Origin of the sequence: Corallococcus sp. EGB (assembly GCF_019968905.1) — a bacterium.
Lineage (GTDB): Bacteria > Myxococcota > Myxococcia > Myxococcales > Myxococcaceae > Corallococcus.
On record NZ_CP079946.1, the window covers coordinates 5,112,560 to 5,135,709 of the forward strand.

Sequence of the window (23,150 nt, forward strand, 5' to 3'; positions counted from 1 at the left end):
TGGCGGCTCGGCGACTGTCAACCCGCCTTGCGGACCAGCCGGGCGGCGAAGAAGCCCCCGCCGGGGACCCGAGGCGGGAGGGCGCGCAGGTAGGGCCCCTCCACCGCCGCCTGGAGCTCCGCGGGCCACCCCTCCCCCACCGGCTCCAGCGCGAAGCCCGGGTGCTTCTTGAGGAAGCCCTCCACCACCGCGTCGTTCTCCTCCGGCAGCACGGAGCACGTGGCGTAGATGATGCGCGCCCCGGGCTTCACCTGCGCGGCCACCTCCGCGAGCAGCGCGGACTGCGTGGCCTGGAACTCGGAGATGGCCTTCGCGGAGAGCTTCCACTTCTGATCCGGCTCGCGCGCCAGGGAGCCCGTGCCGCTGCACGGCGCGTCCACCAGCACGACGTCCACCGCTCCCAGCGGCACCGGATGCGGGAACGCCACCTGCCTCAGGCCGAACTCGCGCACCCGGTCGCGCGCGTCCGCGAGCCGCCGCTTGGAGCGGTCCCCCGCGAGCACCTTCCCCTTCGCGCCCACCAGGTCCGCGAGCCCCAGCGTCTTGCCGCCAGCCCCCGCGCACACGTCCGCCACGGTGAGCCCGTCCAGGGTCGCCCCGGGCGGCAGGCACGCGAGGACGATGAGCTGGCTGCCCACGTCCTGCACCTGGAGCCGCCGGGCCTTCATCGTCCGCGACTCGAAGATGCGGTGGCTGGAGTCCGCGACGCGCAGCGCGTCCGGCGCGCACGCCACCGCCTCCGCCGCCACGCCCTCCTCCCCCAGCGCCGCGAGCACCGCGTCGCGCGTCCCCGGAGGCCGCGCGCGGAAGTGCAGCGCGGGCTCTTCATCCAAGGACGCCATCAGCCCCGCGAGCGTTCCTTCCGGATACACCTGCGCCAGCCGCTGCGACAGCCAGCCCGGGAACGAGTACCGGGTGGCCAGCCGCTCGACGACGGCCTCCGCGCCCTCCACCGGAGCTCCTTCCGCGAGGGGCTTCGTCACCAGCCCCTCCAGCACCGCGTCATGCAGCGTGCGGGGCCGCACGGGGCCGGGCAGCTTCACCTCCGGCCCGATGCGCCCCCAGCCCTCGCCGCAGAACAGGCGCCGCCAGAGCGTGTAGCGCACCAGCGCCTGGTCCTCGGAGAGCGTGTGCTTCCCGGGCGAGTGCCCCAGCTGCCGCGCCGCCAGGTCCAACAACCGCTGGTGCCGGGACAGCTCGCGCGCCGCCAGCGCCGCGAAGCGCCGCTCCTGTCCGCCCAGCCCTTCCGCCTCCCGCAGCGCGGTGGCGAGCGCGGCCTTCAGCGGCTCGCCCTTGAGGACGGCGACGTGCGTCTCCAGCGCCGCGGTGGCCGCGCGCCGGGACGGACGGCCCAGACGTGACGGCTCATGCGGCGTGGGCCAGAGGGGAATGTCCACGGATGACCTCGTCGCCTAGCCGCGCAGCGGCACGCACACGGCCAGCGCGCCGGCCCGCGTCGTCACCTGGGGCGATGCCCCCTGGGACAAGAAGAGGTAGCACGGCGCGGCATAGCGCTCGCCGTCCAGTTCCAGGTCCCCCTCCATCAGGAGGACGCCATGGCCGCACTGGGAACGGTTCCAGGGGAAGACCGCGGCGGGCTCCAGGCGCACCCACGTCCGGGCGCTGTCCGGAGCCACACCCGCGCACCTCACGCCGGGTGATTGTTCAGTCCACTCCGGGGAATCCTCGGCCAGGGGCTCCCCGGCCGCGGCGACCCCCTGGCGCTTGAGGGCGAGGAAGCGCTCCGTCAGCTCCATGATGTCTTCGACCTGGAACGGCTTGATCAGCAGCGCGTCCGGCTCCGAGGGGTGCAGGACCTGGGCGACCTCGTCCGGACCGGAGGCGCTGACGATGGCCACCGGGAGCCGGCGACGGCGCGCGGCCTCCAGGACGCCCCGGCCGTCCGCGTGCCCTCCGGCGATGCGCATGTCGGTCATCACCAGCTCGAAGCGCTCCACCGCCAGGACGCGCAGCGCTTCGTCGAGGGTGCCCACCGCCTGCACATCCGCCAGCTCGGCGACCAGCTCGCTCATCCCCTCCCGGAGGCTTGGGTCATCCTCGACGAGCAGGACCTTCATCGCGTCTTCCAGCGCGGGGGACAGGGGAGCGCTTTCACGTTCGGGCGGCCCGGACAGACGGCATCGCGGGCACCGGGTCTGCGTTTCGAAGATGGCCCTCCCCGGACTCGAACCGGGACGCGGGGTCAGCCGCAGCGGATTTTGAGTCCGCCTCGTCTACCAATTTCGACAGAGGGCCCCTTGGGTGTGAACGAGGCGGCCGAACGTATATCGCGCCTTCGGTCCGTGTGCATCCGAAGATTGCGGTGGTCCACGCACACCGCTAAAGGGGCAGCCCATGTACAACCTCCTCATCTCCCTGGCCGTCGGGCTGGCGGTCGGCGTGCTGGTGAAGCTCGCCGGCGGCTTCTCCTGGTGGGCCGGCATCGTCCCCGGCACCATCGTCTTCTTCGCTGCCTACATCCTGCTCGCCCGCCGGGTCTCCACCCGGGTCCAGGCGCTGATGACGACGGTGCAGAATGATCTCCAGGGCCAGCCCGCCAACCAGAAGGAGGCCCAGGGGCGCGTGGACCGGGCGGTCAAGACGCTGGAGCAGGGGCTCGTCTGGGACAAGTGGCAGTTCCTCATCGGGCCGGAGATCCACGCGCAGATCGGGATGCTGAAGTACATGGTGAAGGACCTGGACGGCGCGAAGCCCCACCTGGAGAAGGCCAGCGGCCGCAACTACATGGCCAAGGCCATGGAAGGCGCCCTGCACTTCCGCCGCAACGACGTGCCCGCCATGAAGGCCTCCTTCGAGGCCGCGGCGAAGAGCGGCAAGAAGGAATCCATCGTCTGGGCCGCGTACGCGTGGTGCCTCTTGCAGCTGAAGGACAAGGACGGGGCCCAGCGCGTGCTCGCGCGCGGCGTGGAGCAGAACCCCTCCGACGAGAAGCTCAAGGGCAGCCTCGCCCAGCTGCAGAACGACAAGCGCCTGAAGATGAAGCCCTACGAGCCGCTCTGGTGGCAGTTCGGTCTGGAGGCGCCGCCGGTGATGCCGCCCATGGGTGGCGGCCGTCGCGTGCAGTTCACCCACCGGCGCTGAAGTCCCGGGGGACTGACGGCCTGGCGCCACCGCAACGGCGCCCGCGTCCCCCTTCCCCGCCCGCCGCGGACGCTTTCGCGGCGCTCCGAACCCCGTTGATGGCGCCGCCTCGAGCGCGCGCTTCCGGGGAGTTTCCAACGGATCAGCGGCCCCCACCTGCTCCGGACGCAGGCTCCCGGAGCGGCGTGCGCCCGGCAATTCCTACCGTGCGTGCTGCGCCCACGCTGCAACGTCTTCCGGCCGCCTTGTTGGCTGTTTCGCCAGCCCCCATGCAACCCCCTGAAAAGAGGCCGTCTCGCGTGTGAAGCGCGGGGCACAGCGCTTGCTCCCGGGCAGGGACACGCGGGCGACCGGGGCCGAAGACTCCCAAAGCCCCCGCGGAGGCGGACGGGCTTGGCAGCCGGAGGTCTCGGGTGAAGGTTGGATGGGTGGGTGGGTGCTTGCAGGACCGGGCGACGGCGGGTGCGCGTGGGGCGCAAGGGCGTGGAGAGCACCTCGAAGGGCGTGGCGCCCGAGACTTTCGGCCTGCCATTTCGAGACAAGCGAGCGGAGCAAACCAGTTCATGGAACGGCACGGCCGCAGCAGTGAGCGCGCGCTCCTGCTCATCATCGAGGACGACATCGGCGTGCGCGAAGGCCTGATGGACCTGCTCGCTCCGCGCTTCGACGTGCTCGCCGCTTCGGACGCGGACGCCGGCGTGGAGCTGGCGCGCGAGCACCGCCCGGACCTGGTGCTGCTGGATCGCTTCCTGCCCTCGGGGGATGGGCTGGCGGTCCTGGAGACGCTCCAGGGTGACGTGCGCACGGAGACGGTGCCGGTCATCTTCCTCACGGGGGACGCGGACGAGGCGACCCTGGAGCGATGCCTGGAGATGGGCGCCGTGGACTTCATCCACAAGCCGGCGAGCTCGCGCGAGCTGCTCGCCCGCATCGACCGCGCGGTGCGCCAGAGCGAGCAGCAGCGCAAGCTCCAGGTGCTGGCGCAGACGGACGCGCTCACGGGGCTGGCGAACTTCCGGGCGCTGTCGGTGCGGCTGGAGGACGAGTTCAAGCGCGCCCAGCGCTACGGCTACGCGCTGAGCGTGGTGGTCATCGACCTGGACCACCTGAAGGCCATCAACGACGGCATGGGCCACGACGTGGGCAACCGCGCCATCCTGGCCCTCGCCACGCTGATGCAGGGCAACCTGCGCGAGTCCGACTTCGCGGCGCGCTTCGGCGGCGACGAGTTCGTCGTGCTCCTGCCGCACCAGACGTCGATGGAGGCCGCGGTGTTCGCGGAGCGCCTGCGCTCGGAGCTGCGCGGCGTGAACGTGCAGCGCGATGACGGGCGCCCGGCGCCCTTCGGGTTGAGCATCAGCGTGGGCGTCGCGGACCACACGGCCGACGCCCCGCGCGAGAGCACGGAGGCCTTGCTGAAGGCGGCTGACGCCGCGCTCTACGAGGCCAAGCGGGAGGGGCGCGACCGGGTGGTGGTGTACGGCCGGTCGCTCCACGCCCCCGCGGCACAGCGGCACTGACGGCGGGAAGGGAACGAGGGCGCGCGATGAGCGGGATCAGCAAGCTGACGAGTGGTTCGAGGGTGGCGATCGTCGGCGGGGGCATCGCCGGGGCGGGGCTCGCGGCCTCCCTTCTCTTCAACGGCCGCGCGCGGGGCGTGGCCCTGGACGTGCGCGTCTACGCGGGCGGCACCGAGGAGCGCATCGTGCCCCCTGCCCTGCTCACCCCGGAGTGCCGTTCACGTCTGGCGGCGCTGGGCTGCCGCATTCCTCCGGAGTGGCGCGCGCATGAGCTGCGCGGCGTGGAGATCATCTCCCAGGGCGAGCGGGAGCTGCTGCCCTGCGCGGCGGGCGGCCTCTGGGTGGTGGACGGCTGGCCCAAGGGCGAAGGGGGCCTGGACCTGGTGCGCCACGTGCTGTCCACGGCGGCCAGCGCGCAGGGCGCCCGGTTCGTGAACCGCCACGTGGAGCGCGTGGAGCGGCAGGCGCCGGCTCCGGACGCCCCCGCGGCGGTGCGCAACCAGGGCCCCCTGGTCGTCCGCGCGCAGGGCAGCGGCGAGCGCTTCCACGCGGTGGCGCTGGCGTCCGGCGCGGGGCCGCTCCTGGGGGACGCGTTCTTCAAGGGCTGCAAGCCGGCGCCGTCCATGCCGGCGGTGCAGGCGCGGCTGCGGGGCGTGATGCCCGGCCGGGACCTGGCGCCGGTGGCGCGGCTGTGGGTGGCGCCGTTGCCTTCGGTGGATGCGCTGTTCCTGATTCCGGGCGCGTCGTCCGTGTACGCGCTGGCTTTCGGCGCGGCGGTGACGCCCGCGGACCTGTGCCAGGTGCTGATGATGGCCGCGCGCGACGGCATGCTCGAGGAGGGCTTCGAGGTGACGGCGCTGGAGACGACGCGCCTGCCCTTCGGCCCCGGCCGCACGCTGGTGGCGCCCGGGCAGTTGGTGGTGGGGCCCGCGGCCTTCGGCCACCCGCTGCAGGTGGGCCTGTCGGAGACGCTGGCGTCGTGCAGCCGCGCCGCGGTCGCGCTGCTGGATGGCGGGCTGGACGCGGCCTCGCTGGAGCGGCGCTACGTGCGCGACGGGCTGGGCGAGCTGATGGAGGACGCGGCGGCGGGAGCGCGCTCCATCGCCTGGCTGCGCCGCGCGGGCAAGCGGGCCCCGGCGGCGTTCGTCGCGGCGCGGGCGAAGCACTCAGTGGGGGGGGTGTACGGCGGCGGCGTGCTGGGCCTGAGCGGTCCCACTCCGCTCGGCCTGCTGTCCGCGGCGCGCTGGTCCGGCGTGCGCGAGGTCGTGGGTTCATGGCTGCGCACGCCCATCGAGCCCGTGCCCACGCTGGTGCCGGAGGTGGAGCCGGATCTGTACTACGTGGTGGACGACGACGCGGACACGCGCGAGGCGCTCACGCTGCTCCTGGAGAGCACCGGCGCGCGCGTGGTGTCCTTCGCGGACGAGCTGGCGCTGTTCTGCGCGGTGGCGCGCCGTCCGCCCACCGCCATCCTCCTGGACGTCGTGCTGCACTGGGTGGACGGCCTGCGGCTGTGTGAAGGCCTCAAGCAGCACCCGCTCACCCGCGACACGCGCGTGCTGGTGATGAGCGGCCTCAACCGTCCACACGTGCGTCAGCGCGCGCTCGACGCGGGCGCGGAGGCCTTCCTGCCCAAGCCGGTGAACCCGGACCGCCTCCTCTGCCAGCTCACCGGCCGCGTGCCGGACCCGCTCGCCGTCATCCGGCCCGCGGTCGTCGAGACCTTTGGCGAAGACCGCTTTGCGTCCTGACACCGTCGGCTGAAGCGCGTGTCGTGCGATCAGTTCGCCGACCTGTTCGACGACGCGCACACGCACGAGCAGGAGCCGCGTCCGTCATGGAGTCTCGCCGGGGGCGCGGGGTATCCACCCGATGCACAGGGTGGCCACCCACACTTCACCCGCCGATATCCCTTGTTCACTCAGAGTGAGTGGGCGCCAGGATGCACCTGGCGCTCAAGCCCGCACGTGCCGCAGGCCCCGCCGCAGGGAGAGCGAGCCCGACATCATCGAGATGCCTCGGAAGAAGACGGCGAGCCCCACCAGCGTGCCTACGAGCCACATGGAGGACCCGGGCCACCGGGACATCACACCGAGCCCCAGGACGATGGAGATGATGCCATAGGCCAGGTCCCATCCCCACTGGAAGTAGCGGTCCATGACGGAGGTGATGGCGTGGAACAGGCCGCTGGCGAAGAGGTAGCCAGCGATGAGCAGCGTGATGGAGGCGAGCCCCGCGGCAGGGAAGATGATGGCGAGGAGGCCGACCACGGAGGTGAGGACGCCGCCGAGCATGAGGGACCAGAAGACACCGCGTTCGCCGCGCGAGCGGACGGCCGCGACGAGCTCCAGGACACCGCCAATCAACAGCATGATGCCCACGAAGAAGATGGTGACCATGCCGGTGAAGAACGTGCCGCCCAGCAGCACGATGCCGGCGATCGCCGTCAGCAGGCCCAGGATGAAGGGGGCCCCCCACATGGCGGAGGCCTGTCGGGGGGGACGGTCCGGACGGGTCTCCGGCACGCGCTCAACGTTCGTATCCATGGCGTTCTCCACGGTGATGGCTGCCCGCCTCGGGCCCTCGGCCGCCTGGTGGTCCGGGAGTGGACGTGGGGGTAGCGTTTCCCGTGGAAGATGGGAGCGCTGCCGGACGCGAACAATCTGCGCCGCGGGACGAATTGAGGCGGCACGGCGAGCAGGGGCCTGCGTGGCCTACGGCGCCAATGGGGCGGGGCGGTTGTAGGGCGGTGCCAGGAACACCGCGCCGGGCTCCTTGCGGAACCACGTGAGCTGCCGCTTGGCGTACCGCCGGGTCTCCTGCGCGGTGTCGGCGATGGCTTCGTCGCGAGTCATCCGCCCCTCCACCACCGCGCGAGCCTGCACGTACCCGACGCTGCGCATGGGGGCCGCGTCCGCGTAGCCCTGTTCCAGCAGGGCCCGCGTCTCTTCCACGATGCCCCGTGAGAAGAGCGTCTCCGTGCGCGCGTTGATGGCGGCGTAGAGAGCCTCGCGCGGCGGGTCGAGCACGTAGAGCTGGAAGGGATAGCGGTCCGGCGTGAAGGCATGGGCGCGGCGGAACTCGGACGCGGTCACGCCTGTCTGCGCGTGGATCTCCAGGGCGCGGACGACGCGCACCAGGTCCTGGGCGGGCAGCTTCGCCGCGGTCTCCGGATCCACCTCGGACAGACGGCGGTGCACGGCCTCCCTCCCCTGCTCCGCCGCGAGCGCTTCCAGCGCCGCACGCAGCGAAGGGAGGGCGCCGGGTGCGTCCACCACGCCGTGCAGCAGGACGCGCAGGTACAGGCCGGTGCCACCGACGACGAACACCGGCCGGCCCCGGGACGCGATGTCCGCGATGGCGGCGTCCGCGCGGCGTTGGTACTCGGCGGCGGAGAAGGGCTCGAGCGGATCCACGCAGGAGACCAGGTGGTGCGGCACGGCCGCCAGCTCCTCGGCGGAGGGCTTCGCGGTGCCGATGTCGAAGCCGCGGTACACCTGCTGCGAGTCCGCGCTGACGATCTCGCCGCCCGCGGCGCGAGCCCACCCAATGGCCAGCGCCGTCTTCCCGGACGCCGTGGGTCCAGCGATCACCGTCAACGGCACGCGCGTCTCAGCCACCAGCATCCGCCTCCCACGCCCGCTGTAACGCAGACGCGAGCCCCTCGCTAGAGCCGCGCCGCTTCGGACAGCCGCGCCCGCACCACGTCCGCGGCGCTGGCATCGCGCGCGAACACGAGCCGCGCGGTCTCCACGTGCGACAGCACGCGCCCGGCCGAGGCCACCAGCGTGCCCCGGCCCGCGGGCGTGGGCTCGGGCAGCAGGGCGTTCAACAAGAGCACCCGGGCCACCTCCCCCGCGCCCTGCGCCTCCCACCGCGAGGCCCCGGCCCAGCCCAGTGTCCCCACCGCGACGAGCGCCGCGTCGTCCGCCCGGGCCGGCACGTTCCAGGGCGTCCCCGCCGCCCGCCATCCGCCACCCTCCCCGGGCCACACCGCCACCAGCTCATCCGCGAGCACCGCCCCACCCGCCTCGCGCCACAGCCCGCCCAGGGTGCTCTTGCCCGCGCCGGAGTGCCCCACGAACAGCGCGGCCCGGCCCTCGTGCACCAGCCCCACCCCGTGGACGAGCAACCCACCGCGCTTCGCCAGCGCGGACGCGAGCATCACCTTGATCACGTTCTCCACCGGGTAGCGCCCGGACCCGATGACGTCCGCCCGGCTCCGGTCTGGCGAGAGCACCGCGGAGTACTCCGCGCCGCCGTCCACGCGCAGCGTCCCGGAGTCACCGGGTTCCAGCCGCGGCAGCTCCTGCAGGGTGGGCGGAGCGCGCGGGCCGGGAGGGCTGCGCATCACCAGCCGGGCATCGGGAGCCACGGCATCGGGCGCGAGGTACGCGCCGAACACGCGCTGGAGCGGACCGGCGAGCGCCGCGTCCTCCACTTCGAGCGCCACGGTCCACCCGGCCAGGGTGATCCGGAGCGCACCGCCACGGGGACCCGGCGAGGGGTCCCCCTCCATCACGGCACGCACTCCGATTCGCCGGGGATGTTGCAGATGGACAGCTGCGCCAGCGCGACGAACGGCTGCTCCCACAGGATGGCGGGAGGCACGTACACGGCAGGCGGCTTCGGCACGGTGGGACCCGCGGGAGGCTGTGAAGGTCGTTGGCTCACGTGAAGGCCCACCTAGAAGGGCACCGGGAAGGCACAGATTCGACCATCCGCGGTACCAACATGCAACCGGCCAACGGTGTGATCGACGGTGGGCACGCCCATGATCTGCGCCGGTCCCACGGTCACCTGCCCGGTCTCCAGGCCGTTGTTCAGCAGCTCCAACTGGTGGATCTTCCCATCCGCGCTGCCGACATAGACGCGCGGCACACCGTTCACGTTGAGGGTGAAGGGGCCGGACGGCTTCACGATGTTCGCCGTCCAGACGAGCTCCGGCCGGGTGCCCCCCTCCTTGAACTCATAGTGCTCCACGGTGTTGTTCGTACGGCTCACCACGAAGCCGCGCCCCTGGGGCCGCGCAAAGAAGGCGAAGGTCCGCTGCGAGGCGCCCGCCACCTGGACGGTCCACGCAATCGCGTAGGTGGACGGATTCAAGCCGTACACCTTGCCGTCGTTGGCGGTGACCAGGATCTGGTTGCTCGTGGCATTGCGGACCACGCCAAACTCCAGGTCGCCCAGCGACAGCCGCGCCACCTCCGCGCCCGTGAGGCTGTTGAGCACGCGCAGCGTGGCCGTGCTCGTCCCCGCCGTCGTCGGCACGTAGAGCCGGTTCGTCGTGTAGTCCACCAGCATGCCGCCGCTCACCATGCCCAGGTCCCCGGGCCGGTAGCGCCAGATGAGCGCGCCCGTGGCCGCGTTCAGCGCGACCACCTGGTTCTGCGCGGACGCGTTGCGCGTGGCGAAGATGGCCAGGTCCACGTTGGAGTACTTCGTCCGGTACTCCGGGTTCGCGTAGTCGAGCAGCTGCGTCACGGGGAACGAGCTGATGTTCCCCAGCCCCAGCGTGGTGTTCTTCCACAGGAGGTCGCCCGTGGCCGCGTTGATCACCGCCGGCACGCCGGCCTGATCACCCACGACGATCCACTGCTGCCCGGGCCGGCCCAGCAGAGGCACCACCGGGAAGCGGGTGCCGATCTTCGCCGACAGCTTCACCGGCCGGAAGCGCTCGGCGCCGTCCGCGGAGGGGTTCACGCTGTTCGTGAGCACCCCCACCAACGAGTCGTTGAACGAGCCGAAGATGCCAACGCCCAGCTCGGTGACGGGCTGCTGCGCCGCCTCCAACCCCACCGAGTAGCACCACAGCGGGTTGCCCGCCACGCGCGCCCGGGGCGTGACCACCAGGCCCACCGACGTGGGCTGGTTGCCCGGCCCGTACCGCAGCTCGTCGTCCGCGTTGAACACGCGGTAGTAGTACGTCGTGCCGTTCGTCACCGCCGTGTCGGTCATGGACGACGCGGAGCTGAACTCGTCCACGGAGACCACCGTCGCGTTGCCCAGCACGTCTCCCACCGCGTAGCGCATGCCGCTGGTGGGCGCGATGGTGGGCGTCGCCCCCACGGAGCGCAGCACCAGGGTGCCGCCGTGGTTGAAGGGGTTGTCCCACGTGAGCGTCACGCTGCCGTCGCGGGCCACGCCGGTGAGGCGCGCCACGTCCGGGGACGTGGTCACCGCGAGCAGCGTCATGGTCGCTTCCACGCGAATGCGCGGGTCGTTCCAGCCCTGGTTCAGCTCCAGCCGGTGACGGAACGGCGTGTCCGCGGTGACGGCGGAGAAGCCTGAATAGGTGATGCGGAAGGTGGCCTCGCCGCCCACCGGGATGCCGGAGTCCGACTCCCAGGTGTAGCCGGCCGCGTCCGTGGAGACGACCCAGTCCCCGAACGCCTGCGGCCCCGACGCCGCCACGGCGAAGTAGTTCACCGCGGGCTTGAACAGCGTCACCATGTAGATGGGCAGCGCGCCGCGGTTCTGCACCGTGTACGCCACCGTCACGCCCGTGGCCGCCGTGGACACCGACTCCTGGCTCAGCCGCACACGGTGCTCCACGATGCGGCCCTTGCGCGCCGTGACGGCATCCCCCGCCACCGCCGAACCATTGAGCGTCCCATCCACCTGCGCCTGGAACTGGTAGCTGGCGCCGGGCGTGCCCGACACCTGATAGCGCCAGGTGAACTGCGCGGAGGCCCCTGGCGCCAGCTGCGCCACGCTGTCCGGCGACGGCCCGGACACGAGCGTCGCCGTTGCCCGGCCCAGCAGCACCGGCGCGCGCGGACGCACCTGGGTGTACGTGTTCGTGCTGGAGGTGTTGAACACGGTGAGGCGCAGCGTCACCTGATCGCCAGCGAACGCATCCACGATGTCCATGTCCGCCGCAGCCACCAGGGTGCCCACGTCCGCCATGGGCGAGTCCGCCAGCGGAGCGTTCGCGCTCGTCGCGCGCGCCCGGACGCGAGCGGCCCCGGCGCCGGCGGCGGTGGCCCGCAGATTGACCGCGACGACGCCCGCGGCCCGGGCCGCCACGGACACGTTGGTCGAGGGGACCTTGCTCACGGTGGTGAGCGGCGCACCGCTCGTCGAGGTGGGATTGTCCACGGTCACGGAGGCCGTGCCCGTGCCGCGGTTCTCCACCACCACGCGCACCGCGGTGGTGTCGTTGACCGCCAGCACGCGCGGCGCCAGCGTCACGTTCGTGGCCAGGATGGCCCGCGTCCACGCGGTCATGTTGTTGATGTTGTAGTTGTAGCTCGTGCCGTCACACTGGTCTCGGGCGTACGTGCCCGCCACGAGGCGCTCGGTGGTGTTGTCGGTGGAGCGGTTCGCCGGGGCCACCACGTTCAGCACGAAGCGCGCGGACTCATTGCGAGCCAGCCCGCGCCCGTTGTCCACGCAGCCTTTCGTGGACTGGAAGGTGATGCGCCGCTCGTTGGAGTCGATGTACTCGATCTTCCAGTTCGGGTTCTCGTCCGCCGGCAGGCCGCCCAGCAATTGGTAGCCCGTCGGCAGGACGAAGGACACCTCCGAGAGGCGGGCGTTGTTCGTGGCCGCGGTCGTGTTCGTCACCTCCACGACGAGCTCGGACGCGTCGTCCATCACCACGCGCGCGACGGTGTCTCCGGCGGCGGGGACGGGGCGCACGGTCCAGGTCTGGGAGAAGCCCACCGCGGGCAGCAGCGCCGCGAGGAGCGCGAGGATGCGGACGTTCATGGCGGGCCTCACGTCACGGCTCCAGGGTGAAGGACGTGGTGGCCAGCTGGGCCCCGTCCAGGAAGAAGCGCACCTGCCAGGTGCCCGTCATGCGTGACATGGACACGGACGTGCCCGCCACCGGCAGCGAATAGCGCAGCGTGCGCGTCTCCTCCGGCGGCGCCTCCACCGTCGCGCTCCGCTTCTCGTACGGGCTCCCGCCCGGCGCGATGAACTCCACGTCCACCAGGCCCTTGTTCCGCACGCCGCTCACCACGAAGTCCACGTCCACCTGCAGCACCTCGGACAGCGGCGCGGGCTCCGAACCCGCGCCCACCACCGCCGCGCTCCCAGCAGGGGGCGGCAGCGCCACCGGTGGCGGCTCCTCCTCCGGCGGCGGCTCTTCGGGAGGCGGCTCTTCCGGCGGTGGCTCCTGCGGAGGCGGCTGCTCCACCACGGGCGCCGGGGGCGGCGGCCGGGCCACGCTCCCGCCGCCGGCCAGCACGTCCGTCGGCTCCACGGGGGGGACGGAGCCCGTCCCCGGCCCTGGCTTCAGGGTCGGCGGCGGCAGGGGGGACACCCCTTCCGAGCACGCCGACAGCACCATCGCACCCGCCATCACGGCCACGAGCGCCCGCATCATGAGTCCTCCAGCGGCGCGGCACCGGCCGGCGCGCGCACTTCGTCCAACAGACCCTTCCGCTGAAGCTCCCCCAGGAAGCGCAGCGTGTCGGTCAGCACCGGACCGACGTCGGTCGAAAACTCGGAAGCCACCTGCTCCGCCACCGCCCGGGCCGAGCGCCGTCCGTCGCACAGCGCCCAGATGCGCGCCGCCGTCGGGTTGAGCCCGCGCAGCGTGCGCCCCTCCGCGTCCAGCACCAGGAAGTCCGCGCCGAAGCCCTCCCCCGAGGTCCCCACACGCCGCCTGGGCACGCTGTCCGCCGGAAAGCTCATGCGCGGCCCGCCCTCCCCAGCCACGCGGCCACCTGGCGCTTCAGCGTCGCGCGCCAGCGGCCCAGCCTCCGCGGCCCCACGTCCCAGCAGTCCATCTCCAGCAGCGCCCCGCCCCGGCGCACACGCCGCGCACGCCCCAGGATACGAACGAGCGGCAGCGGCGGATCTTCGGCGCCGCCGTTGTCCCCACGCAGCGCGCAGACCTGCCCGTCACACCAACGCACCCGGTGCAGCACCAGCGAGGAGTCGAAGCGCGCCAGCACCACCTCGCCCGGGCGCGGCGGCTCCATCAGCGGCTCCACCTCCGCCACGTCCCCCGCGCGCAACGACGGCCACATGCTGTCCCCGGCCACGGGGATCCAGCGGAGGCCTTCGATCACGGAGCCGGGTTGGGGAGCGCTCGCCATGGAGCATGCAATGTACCCTACACTCTCAGGCTCTGCGAATCCCTGAAGACTCAATCCCCCAGCAATTGCCAGGACTTACGGCACTTAACACCTTTACTCCGGGATTTTCAGGGAAGACAGGCCGCCCCCCGCCCCTCCGGCCGGGCGCGTCATGCCGGAGGGGAGGATGGGATCAAGCCGTGGGCGCGGCGGCCGGAGCCTCCGGCTGGGCCCGCACGGTGGCGGTGACGCTGTCCAGGGCCACCGGGATGGGTTCGCCGCCGGCCATGGGCTTGAGCTTCGCCTGGCCGGTGGTGCGCTCCTGTTCGCCCAGCACCAGCGTGAAGCGGGCGCCGGACTTGTCCGCGCGCTTCATCTGGCTCTTGAGGCTGCCGCCGCGCGTGTCGAAGTCCACCTTCAGGCCCTCGCGGCGCAGGCGGCTGGCCAGCTTGAGCCCCTCGTCCTGAGAGCCCTCGTCGGCCACGGCGATGAACAGGTCCGGCCGTTGGGTGAAGGACTTGCCGGCGGACTTGAGCAGCAGCACCAGCCGGTCCAGCCCCATGGCGAAGCCCACCGCGGGCACGTCCGGGCCGCCCAGGCCCTTCATCATCTTGTCGTAGCGCCCGCCGCCGCACACGGTGCTGGCGGTGCCCAGCGCGGGGTCCGCGGCGATGAACTCGAAGACGGTCCGCGTGTAGTAGTCCAGGCCGCGCACCAGCCGGTGGTTCACCGCGTAGCGGATGCCTAGCACGCCCAGCTTGCGCTGCAGGTCGCTGAAGTGCGCGCGGCACGGCTCGCACAGGAACTCCTGCACGTTGGGTCCCGCCGCGGCCACCGCCTGGCACTTCTCGTTCTTGCAGTCGAGCACGCGCAGCGGGTTGCGCTCCAGTCGCTGCTGACAGTCCGCGCACAGCTCGTCTCGGTGCGCCTTGAGGTACTCCACCAGCTTCGCGTGGTAGGCGGGCCGGCAGTTGTCGTCGCCCAGCGAGTTGATGTTCAGGGTGACGTCCTGGAGGCCCAGGGCTTCCAGGAACTGCACCACCATGTCCATCAGCTCCACATCCTGCGCGGCCTCCTTCGCGCCGTAGGCCTCCGCGCCAATCTGGTAGAACTGACGGTAGCGGCCCGTCTTCATCCGCTCGTAGCGGAACATGGGCCCCGTGTAGAACCAGCGCGTCACCGGCTCCTGGTTGTTCACCGAGTGCTCGATGTACGCGCGCGCCGCGGGCGCGGTGCCCTCCGGACGCAGGGACAGGCTGCGGCCGCCCTTGTCCTCGAAGGTGTACATTTCCTTGCCGACGATGTCCGTCTCCTCGCCCACGCTGCGCACGAAGAGGGCGGTGTCCTCCACCATCGGCGTGCGCACCTCGCCGTAGCCGAAGCGGCCGAACAGCGTGCGCGCGGTCGACTCGACGAACTGCCAGACCTCGATGTCGCCCGGCAGAAGGTCGTTCATCCCCTTCACGCCGTTGATCTTCTGGCTCACGTGATGACTCCGATACGCGTGCCCATGCGCACCACCGCTTCCGCCTGGAGGCTGTCGTCCCAGCGCACGCGGCCGGGCTCGAAGCAGAGGATGACCGTGGAGCCCATCTCGAAGCGGCCCAGCTCGCCGCCCTTCTCCACCGGGATGGCCGTGCCGTACTGGTGCACCTTGCCGGGCTGGCCGAGGTGCGTGGTGATGTCCTCGTACGACGCCTTGATGCGCGACACGCAGGTGGCGCCCACCTTCACCACCGCCACCTTGCCGGCCGCGGTGTCCAGGTACGTCACCAGCCGCTCGTTCACGCAGAACAGCGACTGCTTGTTCTTCACCGACGCGGGGTTCACCGGCCAGAACTCACCCGGGATGTACGCGTACCCGGTGATGGTGCCGCCCAGCGGCGCGTGGATGCGGTGGTAGTCGCGCGGCGACAGGTACAGCGTCGTCCAGGCGCCGCCGTGGAAGGGCTTCGCCGCCTGGGAGTCCCCCAGCAGCTCGTCCACCGTGTACTCGATGCCCTTCGCCTGCAGGCAGCGCCCGTTGTCCGCGTAGCCCACCTGGGACACCCGGCCGTCCACCGGGGACACGACGACCTTCTCACCCGCGTCCACCGGGCGCAGGCCCGGCTTCAGGCCGCGGGTGAAGAACTGGGCGAAGGTCGGGTACTTCTCGAAGGAGTGCTCCGCCTCCTCCATGTCCACGTTGTACGCCTTGGCGAAGGCGCGCATGGCCCAGTGGTGCACCGGCGCGGGCGCGGGCAGGCGCGTGGCCAGGCCCACCGCGGAGGACACCGCCGACTTGGGCAGCACGCGCATCAACTTCATGAAGGTCTGTTCGTTCATCGAAGGTCGTCAGCTCGTAAAGAGAGAGGTTCAACGCCCGCCATCGTCCGCGGGCACCGTGCCGCCGTCCTCATAACGGCGCACGGTCCGCATGGCGCTCTTGGGTAACAGCGCCAGCACACGGCCGTCTTCAATCACCAGGACGCTGTCCCGGTGGCTGGGATATCCCAGCTGGCAGGACGCCCGGTCGCTCAGCTGCCAGGTGTCCCGCATCCCCCGCCCCTCCACCGTGACCGGCGTGGAGCGGGTGAAGCAACCCTCGAAGCCCGCCACCAGCTCGGAGGCCGGGGTGCCCATCTGGGGCCCGGCAACCACCCCGGCATCCCCCAGCCCGGCGTCCGCCGGCTCCGCCGCCTCGGGCTCCGGCGGGCGGGGAATGTTCGTCTGCGAGGGGTCCATGGTGGGCAGCGTGCGGGCGCTGGCCACCGCGCGGCGCTGCTCCTCCCGCGCCGCCTGCATGCGCGTGCGGCCCTCCTGGATGCGCTGGAGCAGCGACTGGGACGCGGCGGCGTCCACGCTGTCCGCGGGCACGCGCTGCAGCTGCGCTTCAATCTCCCCGATGGAGGGGTCCAGGTACGCCTCATCCAGCTTCTGGGCGTACAGCGCCGTCCACCGGCGGCTGGCCTGCTCGAACTCGGGCGAGGGCGGCGCGGGGGAGCGGCTGCACCCGGCGACGAAGAGCAGGGCTGCGAGACCAAGGCCCATGAAGGGCCGCTTCGGACGGAGGACCTGGGGGCGCACGGCCCCGGTTTATGCCACCTTCCGTCCGGACGCGCCCTTTTTCCGCACCGGGCGCGCCCTTGCGACTACACGCCCAGGAACAGCCGCTTGCCGAAGTTGAGCGCCAGGTCCGCGTCGAAGATCTTCTGCGCGGAGGTCTCGATGTCGTACTCCACGCGCAGGTACTCCACCGTGCGCGCGTCCGTGTCGCAGATGACGAAGCAGGCCCGGTTGTCGTAGTCGCGCGGCTGCCCCACGCTCCCCACGGACACGATGTACTTGTAGCCCTTGCGCAGCACGAACTTCTGGGCCACCACGTCGTTCACCTCGCCGTTGCCAATGGCGAACGCGCGGCACAGGTGGCTGTGGCCAATGAACGTGACCTCCGGAAGCTCCGCCACGTAAGGCGTCAGCTCCCGCGCCTGCTCCAGCGCGAAGATGTACTCGTACGCCTTCGGGTCGATGGGAGACCCGTGGCAGAAGCCCACCTCGCCGATGCGGTACGTGTACGGGAGGCTGCGCAGCCAGGCCAGGTTCTCATCGGAGATGACGTTGGCGCTCCAGTCGAGCGCGTGCCGGGCGGCGTCGTAGTAGTACGAGTAGTCCATCCGCCCCGCCACCGCGGCGTCGTGGTTGCCCAGCAGCGTGATCTCCGCCACCGAGCGCACCAGGTCGCAGCAAGGGTTGGGAGACGCCCCGTACCCGACGATGTCCCCCAGCGACACGAAGCGGTCCACCTTCTGGTGCTCCGCCACCCTCAGCACCTCCGTGAGGGCCTCGATGTTGGAGTGGATGTCGGAGATGACGGCGATGCGCATGGGAGCCCTATAGGGGGAGCAGCTGCTGCTGGGAGATGATGCGCCGCAGACTCGTCAGTGCGTCCGCGTCCAACGCTTCGAATCTCAGGCCCATGCCCGGGGGGCGGCCCGCGGGCTGCTCATCCTGCCGCAACCAGACGACCGTGGCCTGTGCCTGCAACTGCGTGTCCGTCGCCTGCTGGGTGAGCCGCACCTGCGTCCGCGTCCCCGCCGCCAGCGGGGTGCTCGTCCTGACGAAGAGGCCCCCCTCGCTCAGGTTGGCGATGCGTGCATACAGGGTCACGTTCTCACCCTCGCACCAGCAGCGCAGGTGGGTGCCGACCCGCGCGTGCTTTCGATTTTCGCTCAACCCGGGGACCTCCCGACGTGGTCTCTGCTCATCCACGCCGGCGCTGAAAAAGGACGTCCGCACCGGATTTATTCATCCACTGCGTCCGCGCGAGCCTAGGGAGGGTGGGCGAGGCCCGTCAAGTTCCACACCGGGCCTCCGTCCCCTGGCTACGCTCCCCTACCCGCCCAGCGGGCCCAGGTCGTCGAAGTGGGTGAGCTTCTTGAACTCGGCGAAGCGGGCGTGGATCTCCGGGCGCTGCACCTCGCGCAGGCGCTCCAGGCTGAACTTCTCCACGGTGAAGGAGGCCATCACGCTGCCCATGACCATGGCCTTGCGCAGCACCTGCTGATCCACCTTGCCGCCGCCGGAGCTGGCCAGGGTGCCCATGAAGCCGCCGGCGAAGGTGTCACCCGCGCCGGTGGGATCGAACACCTCGGAGAGGGGGAAGGCCGGGCAGGCGAAGATGTGGTCCTGGTCGAAGAGGAGCGCGCCGTGCTCGCCGCGCTTGATGACCACGCGGGTGGGGCCCATGGCCAGGATGGCGCGGGCGGCCTTCACGACGTTGTGCTCGCCGGACAGCTGGCGCGCCTCCGCGTCGTTGATGAAGAGCAGGTTCACGCGCTGGAGCGTCTTGAGCAGCGCGGGGCGGCTGCCCTGGATCCAGAAGTTCATCGTGTCCGCGGCCACCAGCTTGGGCGCCTTCACCTGGTCCAGCACGCGCGACTGGAGTTCCGGGTGGATGTTGCCCAGGAAGACGTAGGGCGTCTCGCGGTAGGCGGCGGGCAGGTTGGGCGAAAAGGACTCGAAGACGTTGAGCTGGGTGTCCAGCGTCTGCGCCTCGTTGAGCTCCCAGCCGTACTTGCCCTTCCAGCGGAAGGTGCGGCCGGCCTCACGAGTGAGCCCCTCCAGGTCGATGCCGCGCCCGCGCAGGAACTGCAGGTGCGCCTCCGGGAAATCCTCGCCAATCACCGCCACCAACTGCACGGGGCTGAAGAAGGACGCGGAGGTGGAGAAGTAGGTGGCCGAGCCACCCAGCACGTCCTCCTTCTTGCCGAAGGGCGTTTCCAGCGAGTCCAGCGCGATTGAACCGACGACGAGAAGAGACATGGAGGCTTCTTCCTGGGGGTGACCCGGCGCCAACGGCAGGCGTCAGGGCACGGCGCATTCCAGGGGAAACCCCGTGCCCGTGCCGGGTACGACACCTTCCCGGCAACGTCAAGGGGACAACGGTCTAGAGGCTCGGGATGCCCGTGGTGGAGATGAGCGCCTTCAGGTCGTCGTCGGTGAAGAAGAAGCCCGCGCCGAAGAAGTAGTCGCGGCCGGCGAGGAGGCGCCGGGTGGTCGCGTCACGCTGCCGGGCGTTGAGGATGTCGTCCATGCCCGCCATGACGAACAGGTGGTCGAACGCATTGGCCCGCAGGGTGGCGCGCAAGCGGGGGTAGCGCAGCTCGTCCGCGGTGAAGTTGAACGCGTCCAGCTTCAGCATGAGCGCGTCATTGAAGAAGTGCAGGTCCGCGCCCACGCCGCCCGTGGACTCGATGAGGCCCACGCGCAGGGTGGTGAAGTAGTAGCGCTTGGCGAACTGGAGGCTGAGCTTGAAGGAGTCCTTGGTCACCTTCTGCGTCTGGATGACCGGGTCCCCTTCGGACGGCGGGTTGGTCTGCACCACCTGCGTGCTGACGGAGCCGCGGGGGTCGTCGATGAGCTCCAGCAGGTAGTACTTGTCCGGCTTGGGGATGAGCTTCAGCGACAGGCCGTTCTTCGCCGCGCCCTGCGCCACCAGGTAGCTGCTGAACAGGGTCACCTCCGTCTGGAGGGTGCTCAGGCGGGTGGCGTACTCGCTCACGTCGGTGACGGCCTCGGTCAAGCGCTGGCCCAGCTGCTCGTCGGTGAGCAGCGCGCCCGCGGCGCCCTCGCCGTTCTTCACCTTGGTGGTGATCTCCTCCAGGTTGGCAAGCGTGCTGTCCAGCCGCCCCAACGTCTGCTTGAGGCTGGAGACGCTCTCCTTGAACTCCCCTTCCCCGCTGCCCACGATGTTCTTGACGGTGCCCAGCACCTCGCGGACGTCCTGGGTGATGCGCTCCACGTTGGTGACGATGCGCGTCACCTCCGCGCCGTTGCCCTGGGTGATGGCGCGCACGTCGGAGGACACGCCCTCCACGTTCGCCATGATGGTGTCCAGGCGGTCCGTGTTGCGGCGCACCGTCGCGTCCACCGAGTCCGACAGCCGGACCAGGTTCTCCACGATGCGCTCCAGGCTGCCGGCGCCCTTCTCACCGCCCAGCACCTCGCGCAGCGCGCCCGTCACCTGCTGGATGTCGGAGGTGATCTGCGACAGGGACTCGAAGACGGCCTCCACGCCCTGCGTGTCGACGACGCGGCGGATCTGCCCGCCGTTCTCCAGCTCGGGCGCCTGCTCCGTGCCGGGGTTCAGGTCCAGCAGGTAGTCGCCCAGCAGCGACTCCGAGCGCTTGGTGACCGCGGCGTCCTGACGCAGGTCCACGCCCTTGCGGATCTTCAGCCAGACCTTCGCGCGGGTGCCCTCCAGGCTGATGTCGCTGATCTCTCCGACGGGGATGCCGGCGATCTGCACCCGGCCGCGCACCGCCAGGCCGGACGCATCCCGGAAGTAGGCCCACACCTGGGTGGAGTCACGGTCACTCAGCCCGCCCTTCTTGGCGAACAGGACGAACGTGATGAGGAATGCTCCGGCGGCGAGGACCAGCAGGCCAACACGGAAAGGCGTGACGAGCTTCTTCACCTGATGTGACTCCGAGCGCTACCACCGGCCGCGCGCGACTCTAACGATTTGCATGCCGGGTGCCAGCTTTTCATGCACGGCTGGAATCCATACGGGGGCGGATTCCCTCCCCTCCGGTCCTAATTCTTGCCGAACCACGTCTGGAGGAAGACCTGGACGGCCGGATGCGTCGATGCGCGCAGCTGCTCCGGCGGGCCGTGCTCCACGATGACGCCCTTGGACAGGAAGGCGATCTGGTTGGCCACGTTGAAGGCGGACGCGATGTCGTGGCTGATGACCACGCTGGTGACGCCCAGCTCCTTCTGCGCGGTGAGGATCATGTCATCCACGGAGTCCGTGGTGATGGGGTCCAGGCCGGTGGTGGGCTCGTCGTAGAGGACGACCTTGGGGTCGAGCACCACGGCGCGCGCCAGGCCCACGCGCTTCCTCATGCCGCCGGACAGGTCCGCGGGGAAGCGGTCCTCCACCGTGCGCTTGAGCCCCATGAGGTCCAGGCGCTTCCTCACCTGCTCCCGGATGGCGTCCTCGGACAGGTGGGTGTGCTGGCGCAGCGGGAAGGCGACGTTCTCGAACACCGTCATGGAGTCGAAGAGCGCGGCGGCCTGGAACACCATGCCGAAGCTGCGGCGCACCTGCTGCAGCCCCTCCACGCTCATGGGGACGATGTCCTGCCCGTCGATGATGACCTGGCCGCTGTCCGGCTTGAGAAGGCCGATCATGTGCTTCATCAGCACCGTCTTGCCGGAGCCGGAGCCGCCCAGGATGACGCAGGTGCTGCCCGCGGGCACGGTGAGGTTGATGCCGGTGAGGACCTTGTTCCCCGAGAACGTCTTGTGCAGGTCGACGATGTCGATCATGGCCCGCTGGGAGCCGGGGGCGTCGGGCGGTGTCGGAGTCGGCGGGGCCATCAGTGCATCAACATGCCGACGAGGAAGTCGAGGATGAAGATGGACAGCGCGCTGGAGACCATGGCCTCGGTCGTCGCCTGGCCCACGCCCTTGGCGCCGCCGGACGCGTTGTAGCCCTTGTAGCAGCAGATGAGGGCCACGGTGAGGCCGAAGATGGCGCCCTTGAGGAGTCCCTCGTAGACGTCGGAGGGGGCCATCCACTGCTGCGTGCGTGAGAGGAACGTTCCGGGGGAGATGCCCAGGCCGAAGACGGCGACCACGTAGGCGCCCGTCATGCCCGTGGTGTTGAAGAGCATGGTGAGCGCGGGGACCATGACCAGGCCCGCGAGCACCCGGGGGACCAGCAGGTACTGCACCGGGTTGACGGCCATGGTCTCCAGCGCGTCCACCTGCTCGGTGACGCGCATGGTGCCCAGCTCCGTGCACATGGCGGAGCCGGCGCGCATGGTGACCATCAGCGCGGCGAACACGGAGGCCAGCTCGCGGGTGAGGGTCAGCGCGACGGTGGGGCCCACCAGGCTCTCCGCGTCGAACAGGGCGAACGCGGTGGACGTCTGGAGCGCGAACACCATGCCGGTGAAGGTGCCGGTGAGCCCCACGATGAAGATGGAGCCCACGCCCACGAAGTCGAGCTGGGTGAAGAGGTTCTGGAGCCGGAACGGGCGCCGCACGCTCCAGCGGAAGACGTCCAGCCCCAGGGCGACGACGCCGCCCAGGCTGCTGACGATGTCGATGATGCCCTTGCCGAGGCCCTCCACCGACTGGACGAAGGCGGCGGTGAACCGGTTGGGTCTGCTGGGGGTCTCGGTGGTCATGCGCTCAGGCGGGCGACTCTACGTGCTCCGGACGGCGGCACAAGGGAACAGAGCGCGGGCCCATCCCACCCCCACCTCCATCGGCTGGCTGGCCGGGGGGCTCCCACGCGGCGCGAGGGTGGGATGCGATGGGACTTCCTCCGCCTGGGGTCGGCCGTTATGTTCCGCGGCCCTCTTTACTTCCACGCCCGGCGCGCCCCTTCAGGGAGTTGCCGGGCCAGAGCGACACGACAGCATGGCTACTCCGAAGGTCGGCGGCGAGGTGGATGCCCAGTGCACCCGCTGCAAGATGAATCTGGCGCACACCATCCTCGCGATGGTCGGTCCCAAGATCGTGCGCGTCCGCTGCAACACCTGCGGCGGGGACCACGCGTTCCGAGGCGCGGCGGGCGTCACGGATCGCCCCACGAAGGCATCGACGACCCGCGCGCCCCGCGCGGCCACGTCCAGCAGCAGCACGCCTCGCGCGGAGAAGGTGATCATCTCCTTCGACGAGCAGCTCGCGGGCAAGGACATCGCGAGCGCGCCCAAGTACAGCCCGAAGGACACCTACAAGGTCGACCAGGTGATCCACCACCCGACGTTCGGTGTCGGCCTGGTGACGGCGGTGCGCGGTGACAAGGTGGACCTCACCTTCCGCTCGGACACCAAGACGCTGGTGCACGGCCGGGGAGGCCCTGCGGCGGAGAAGCCCGTCTTCAGCCCGCCCACGAACAAGCACACCGGCCCCGCGGACAAGCCCATGGCCGACACGGCCCCCGAGGGGGATGTCGACGCGGACGCGGGCGCTGAGACTTCCCTGCCTTCCGGGGATTGAC

General features: G+C 70.8%; 23 protein-coding genes and 1 tRNA gene. 4 read left to right on the forward strand and 20 right to left on the reverse strand.

Annotated elements, in window-relative coordinates:
- Positions 1 to 17: 17 nt before the first annotated feature.
- The 3 genes from KYK13_RS21155 to KYK13_RS21165 all read right to left on the reverse strand — a co-directional run bounded on the left by KYK13_RS21155 (position 18) and on the right by KYK13_RS21165 (position 2,256).
- Positions 18 to 1,397 carry an RsmB/NOP family class I SAM-dependent RNA methyltransferase gene (locus KYK13_RS21155; RefSeq protein ID WP_223632126.1) on the reverse strand — a complete coding sequence of 460 codons (1,380 nt, stop codon included), beginning with the start codon at positions 1,395 to 1,397 and terminating at the stop codon, positions 18 to 20.
- Positions 1,398 to 1,412: 15 nt separating this feature from the next.
- The gene (locus KYK13_RS21160; RefSeq protein ID WP_223632128.1) at positions 1,413 to 2,078 is read right to left on the reverse strand and encodes a response regulator; all 666 of its coding nucleotides are present in this window, start codon (positions 2,076 to 2,078) and stop codon (positions 1,413 to 1,415) included.
- A gap of 92 nt (positions 2,079 to 2,170) precedes the next feature.
- Positions 2,171 to 2,256: transfer RNA gene (locus tag KYK13_RS21165), tRNA-Leu, on the reverse strand.
- A gap of 99 nt (positions 2,257 to 2,355) precedes the next feature.
- Between KYK13_RS21165 and KYK13_RS21170 the strand changes: the two genes are divergently transcribed.
- The 3 genes from KYK13_RS21170 to KYK13_RS21180 all read left to right on the forward strand — a co-directional run bounded on the left by KYK13_RS21170 (position 2,356) and on the right by KYK13_RS21180 (position 6,373).
- The gene (locus KYK13_RS21170; protein ID WP_223632130.1) at positions 2,356 to 3,102 is read left to right on the forward strand and encodes a lipopolysaccharide assembly protein LapB; all 747 of its coding nucleotides are present in this window, start codon (positions 2,356 to 2,358) and stop codon (positions 3,100 to 3,102) included.
- A 563-nt stretch (positions 3,103 to 3,665) separates the two neighbouring features.
- Complete coding sequence (locus KYK13_RS21175; protein WP_223632132.1) at positions 3,666 to 4,622, forward strand: diguanylate cyclase; 957 nt, start codon at positions 3,666 to 3,668, stop codon at positions 4,620 to 4,622.
- 26 nt (positions 4,623 to 4,648) lie between these two features.
- On the forward strand, positions 4,649 to 6,373 hold the full coding sequence (locus KYK13_RS21180) for a two-component system response regulator (RefSeq protein ID WP_223632134.1): 1,725 nt from the start codon (positions 4,649 to 4,651) through the stop codon (positions 6,371 to 6,373).
- A gap of 204 nt (positions 6,374 to 6,577) precedes the next feature.
- Here the strand turns inward: KYK13_RS21180 and KYK13_RS21185 are convergent, their stop codons facing one another.
- The 17 genes from KYK13_RS21185 to KYK13_RS21265 all read right to left on the reverse strand — a co-directional run bounded on the left by KYK13_RS21185 (position 6,578) and on the right by KYK13_RS21265 (position 22,332).
- Entirely contained in the window at positions 6,578 to 7,168 is a 591-nt protein-coding gene (locus tag KYK13_RS21185; RefSeq protein ID WP_223632137.1) for an HdeD family acid-resistance protein, read from the reverse strand.
- Positions 7,169 to 7,336: 168 nt separating this feature from the next.
- Complete coding sequence (gene miaA / locus KYK13_RS21190) at positions 7,337 to 8,227, reverse strand: tRNA (adenosine(37)-N6)-dimethylallyltransferase MiaA (protein ID WP_223646689.1); 891 nt, start codon at positions 8,225 to 8,227, stop codon at positions 7,337 to 7,339.
- A gap of 62 nt (positions 8,228 to 8,289) precedes the next feature.
- Positions 8,290 to 9,141: a hypothetical protein gene (locus tag KYK13_RS21195; protein ID WP_223646690.1), complete on the reverse strand. Its 852-nt coding sequence runs from the start codon at positions 9,139 to 9,141 to the stop codon at positions 8,290 to 8,292.
- Complete coding sequence (locus tag KYK13_RS21200) at positions 9,141 to 9,296, reverse strand: hypothetical protein (protein WP_223632139.1); 156 nt, start codon at positions 9,294 to 9,296, stop codon at positions 9,141 to 9,143. Before KYK13_RS21200 ends, KYK13_RS21195 begins: the two co-directional genes overlap by 1 nt.
- 12 nt (positions 9,297 to 9,308) lie before the next feature.
- Positions 9,309 to 12,335 carry a PQQ-binding-like beta-propeller repeat protein gene (locus KYK13_RS21205; RefSeq protein ID WP_223632141.1) on the reverse strand — a complete coding sequence of 1,009 codons (3,027 nt, stop codon included), beginning with the start codon at positions 12,333 to 12,335 and terminating at the stop codon, positions 9,309 to 9,311.
- A gap of 13 nt (positions 12,336 to 12,348) precedes the next feature.
- On the reverse strand, positions 12,349 to 12,957 hold the full coding sequence (locus tag KYK13_RS21210) for a hypothetical protein (RefSeq protein ID WP_223632143.1): 609 nt from the start codon (positions 12,955 to 12,957) through the stop codon (positions 12,349 to 12,351).
- Complete coding sequence (locus tag KYK13_RS21215) at positions 12,954 to 13,268, reverse strand: PqqD family protein (RefSeq protein WP_223632145.1); 315 nt, start codon at positions 13,266 to 13,268, stop codon at positions 12,954 to 12,956. The genes KYK13_RS21210 and KYK13_RS21215 overlap by 4 nt, the downstream gene beginning before the upstream one ends.
- Positions 13,265 to 13,675, reverse strand: coding sequence for a S24/S26 family peptidase (locus tag KYK13_RS21220; protein ID WP_223632147.1), 411 nt, complete (start codon positions 13,673 to 13,675; stop codon positions 13,265 to 13,267). Before KYK13_RS21220 ends, KYK13_RS21215 begins: the two co-directional genes overlap by 4 nt.
- A 172-nt stretch (positions 13,676 to 13,847) precedes the next feature.
- Positions 13,848 to 15,110 carry a histidine--tRNA ligase gene (gene hisS, locus KYK13_RS21225; protein ID WP_223646691.1) on the reverse strand — a complete coding sequence of 421 codons (1,263 nt, stop codon included), beginning with the start codon at positions 15,108 to 15,110 and terminating at the stop codon, positions 13,848 to 13,850.
- Between the two features lie 26 nt (positions 15,111 to 15,136).
- Positions 15,137 to 15,979: an archaetidylserine decarboxylase gene (gene asd / locus KYK13_RS21230; protein WP_223632149.1), complete on the reverse strand. Its 843-nt coding sequence runs from the start codon at positions 15,977 to 15,979 to the stop codon at positions 15,137 to 15,139.
- 30 nt (positions 15,980 to 16,009) lie between these two features.
- Entirely contained in the window at positions 16,010 to 16,684 is a 675-nt protein-coding gene (locus KYK13_RS21235) for a hypothetical protein (RefSeq protein ID WP_223632151.1), read from the reverse strand.
- A gap of 101 nt (positions 16,685 to 16,785) precedes the next feature.
- Positions 16,786 to 17,517: a metallophosphoesterase gene (locus KYK13_RS21240; protein WP_120526312.1), complete on the reverse strand. Its 732-nt coding sequence runs from the start codon at positions 17,515 to 17,517 to the stop codon at positions 16,786 to 16,788.
- Positions 17,518 to 17,524: 7 nt separating this feature from the next.
- Positions 17,525 to 17,866, reverse strand: coding sequence for a TIGR02266 family protein (locus KYK13_RS21245; RefSeq protein ID WP_223632153.1), 342 nt, complete (start codon positions 17,864 to 17,866; stop codon positions 17,525 to 17,527).
- Positions 17,867 to 18,025: 159 nt separating this feature from the next.
- The gene (locus KYK13_RS21250; protein ID WP_223632155.1) at positions 18,026 to 18,955 is read right to left on the reverse strand and encodes a PfkB family carbohydrate kinase; all 930 of its coding nucleotides are present in this window, start codon (positions 18,953 to 18,955) and stop codon (positions 18,026 to 18,028) included.
- A 124-nt stretch (positions 18,956 to 19,079) separates the two neighbouring features.
- The gene (locus KYK13_RS21255; protein ID WP_223632157.1) at positions 19,080 to 20,609 is read right to left on the reverse strand and encodes an MlaD family protein; all 1,530 of its coding nucleotides are present in this window, start codon (positions 20,607 to 20,609) and stop codon (positions 19,080 to 19,082) included.
- 119 nt (positions 20,610 to 20,728) lie between these two features.
- The gene (locus KYK13_RS21260) at positions 20,729 to 21,466 is read right to left on the reverse strand and encodes an ABC transporter ATP-binding protein (protein ID WP_223646692.1); all 738 of its coding nucleotides are present in this window, start codon (positions 21,464 to 21,466) and stop codon (positions 20,729 to 20,731) included.
- Between the two features lie 50 nt (positions 21,467 to 21,516).
- Complete coding sequence (locus KYK13_RS21265; RefSeq protein WP_223632159.1) at positions 21,517 to 22,332, reverse strand: ABC transporter permease; 816 nt, start codon at positions 22,330 to 22,332, stop codon at positions 21,517 to 21,519.
- Between the two features lie 235 nt (positions 22,333 to 22,567).
- Here KYK13_RS21265 and KYK13_RS21270 point away from each other — a divergent pair, with 235 nt between their 5' ends.
- The gene (locus KYK13_RS21270) at positions 22,568 to 23,149 is read left to right on the forward strand and encodes a hypothetical protein (protein WP_223632161.1); all 582 of its coding nucleotides are present in this window, start codon (positions 22,568 to 22,570) and stop codon (positions 23,147 to 23,149) included.
- The last annotated feature ends 1 nt before the right edge of the window (position 23,150 follow it).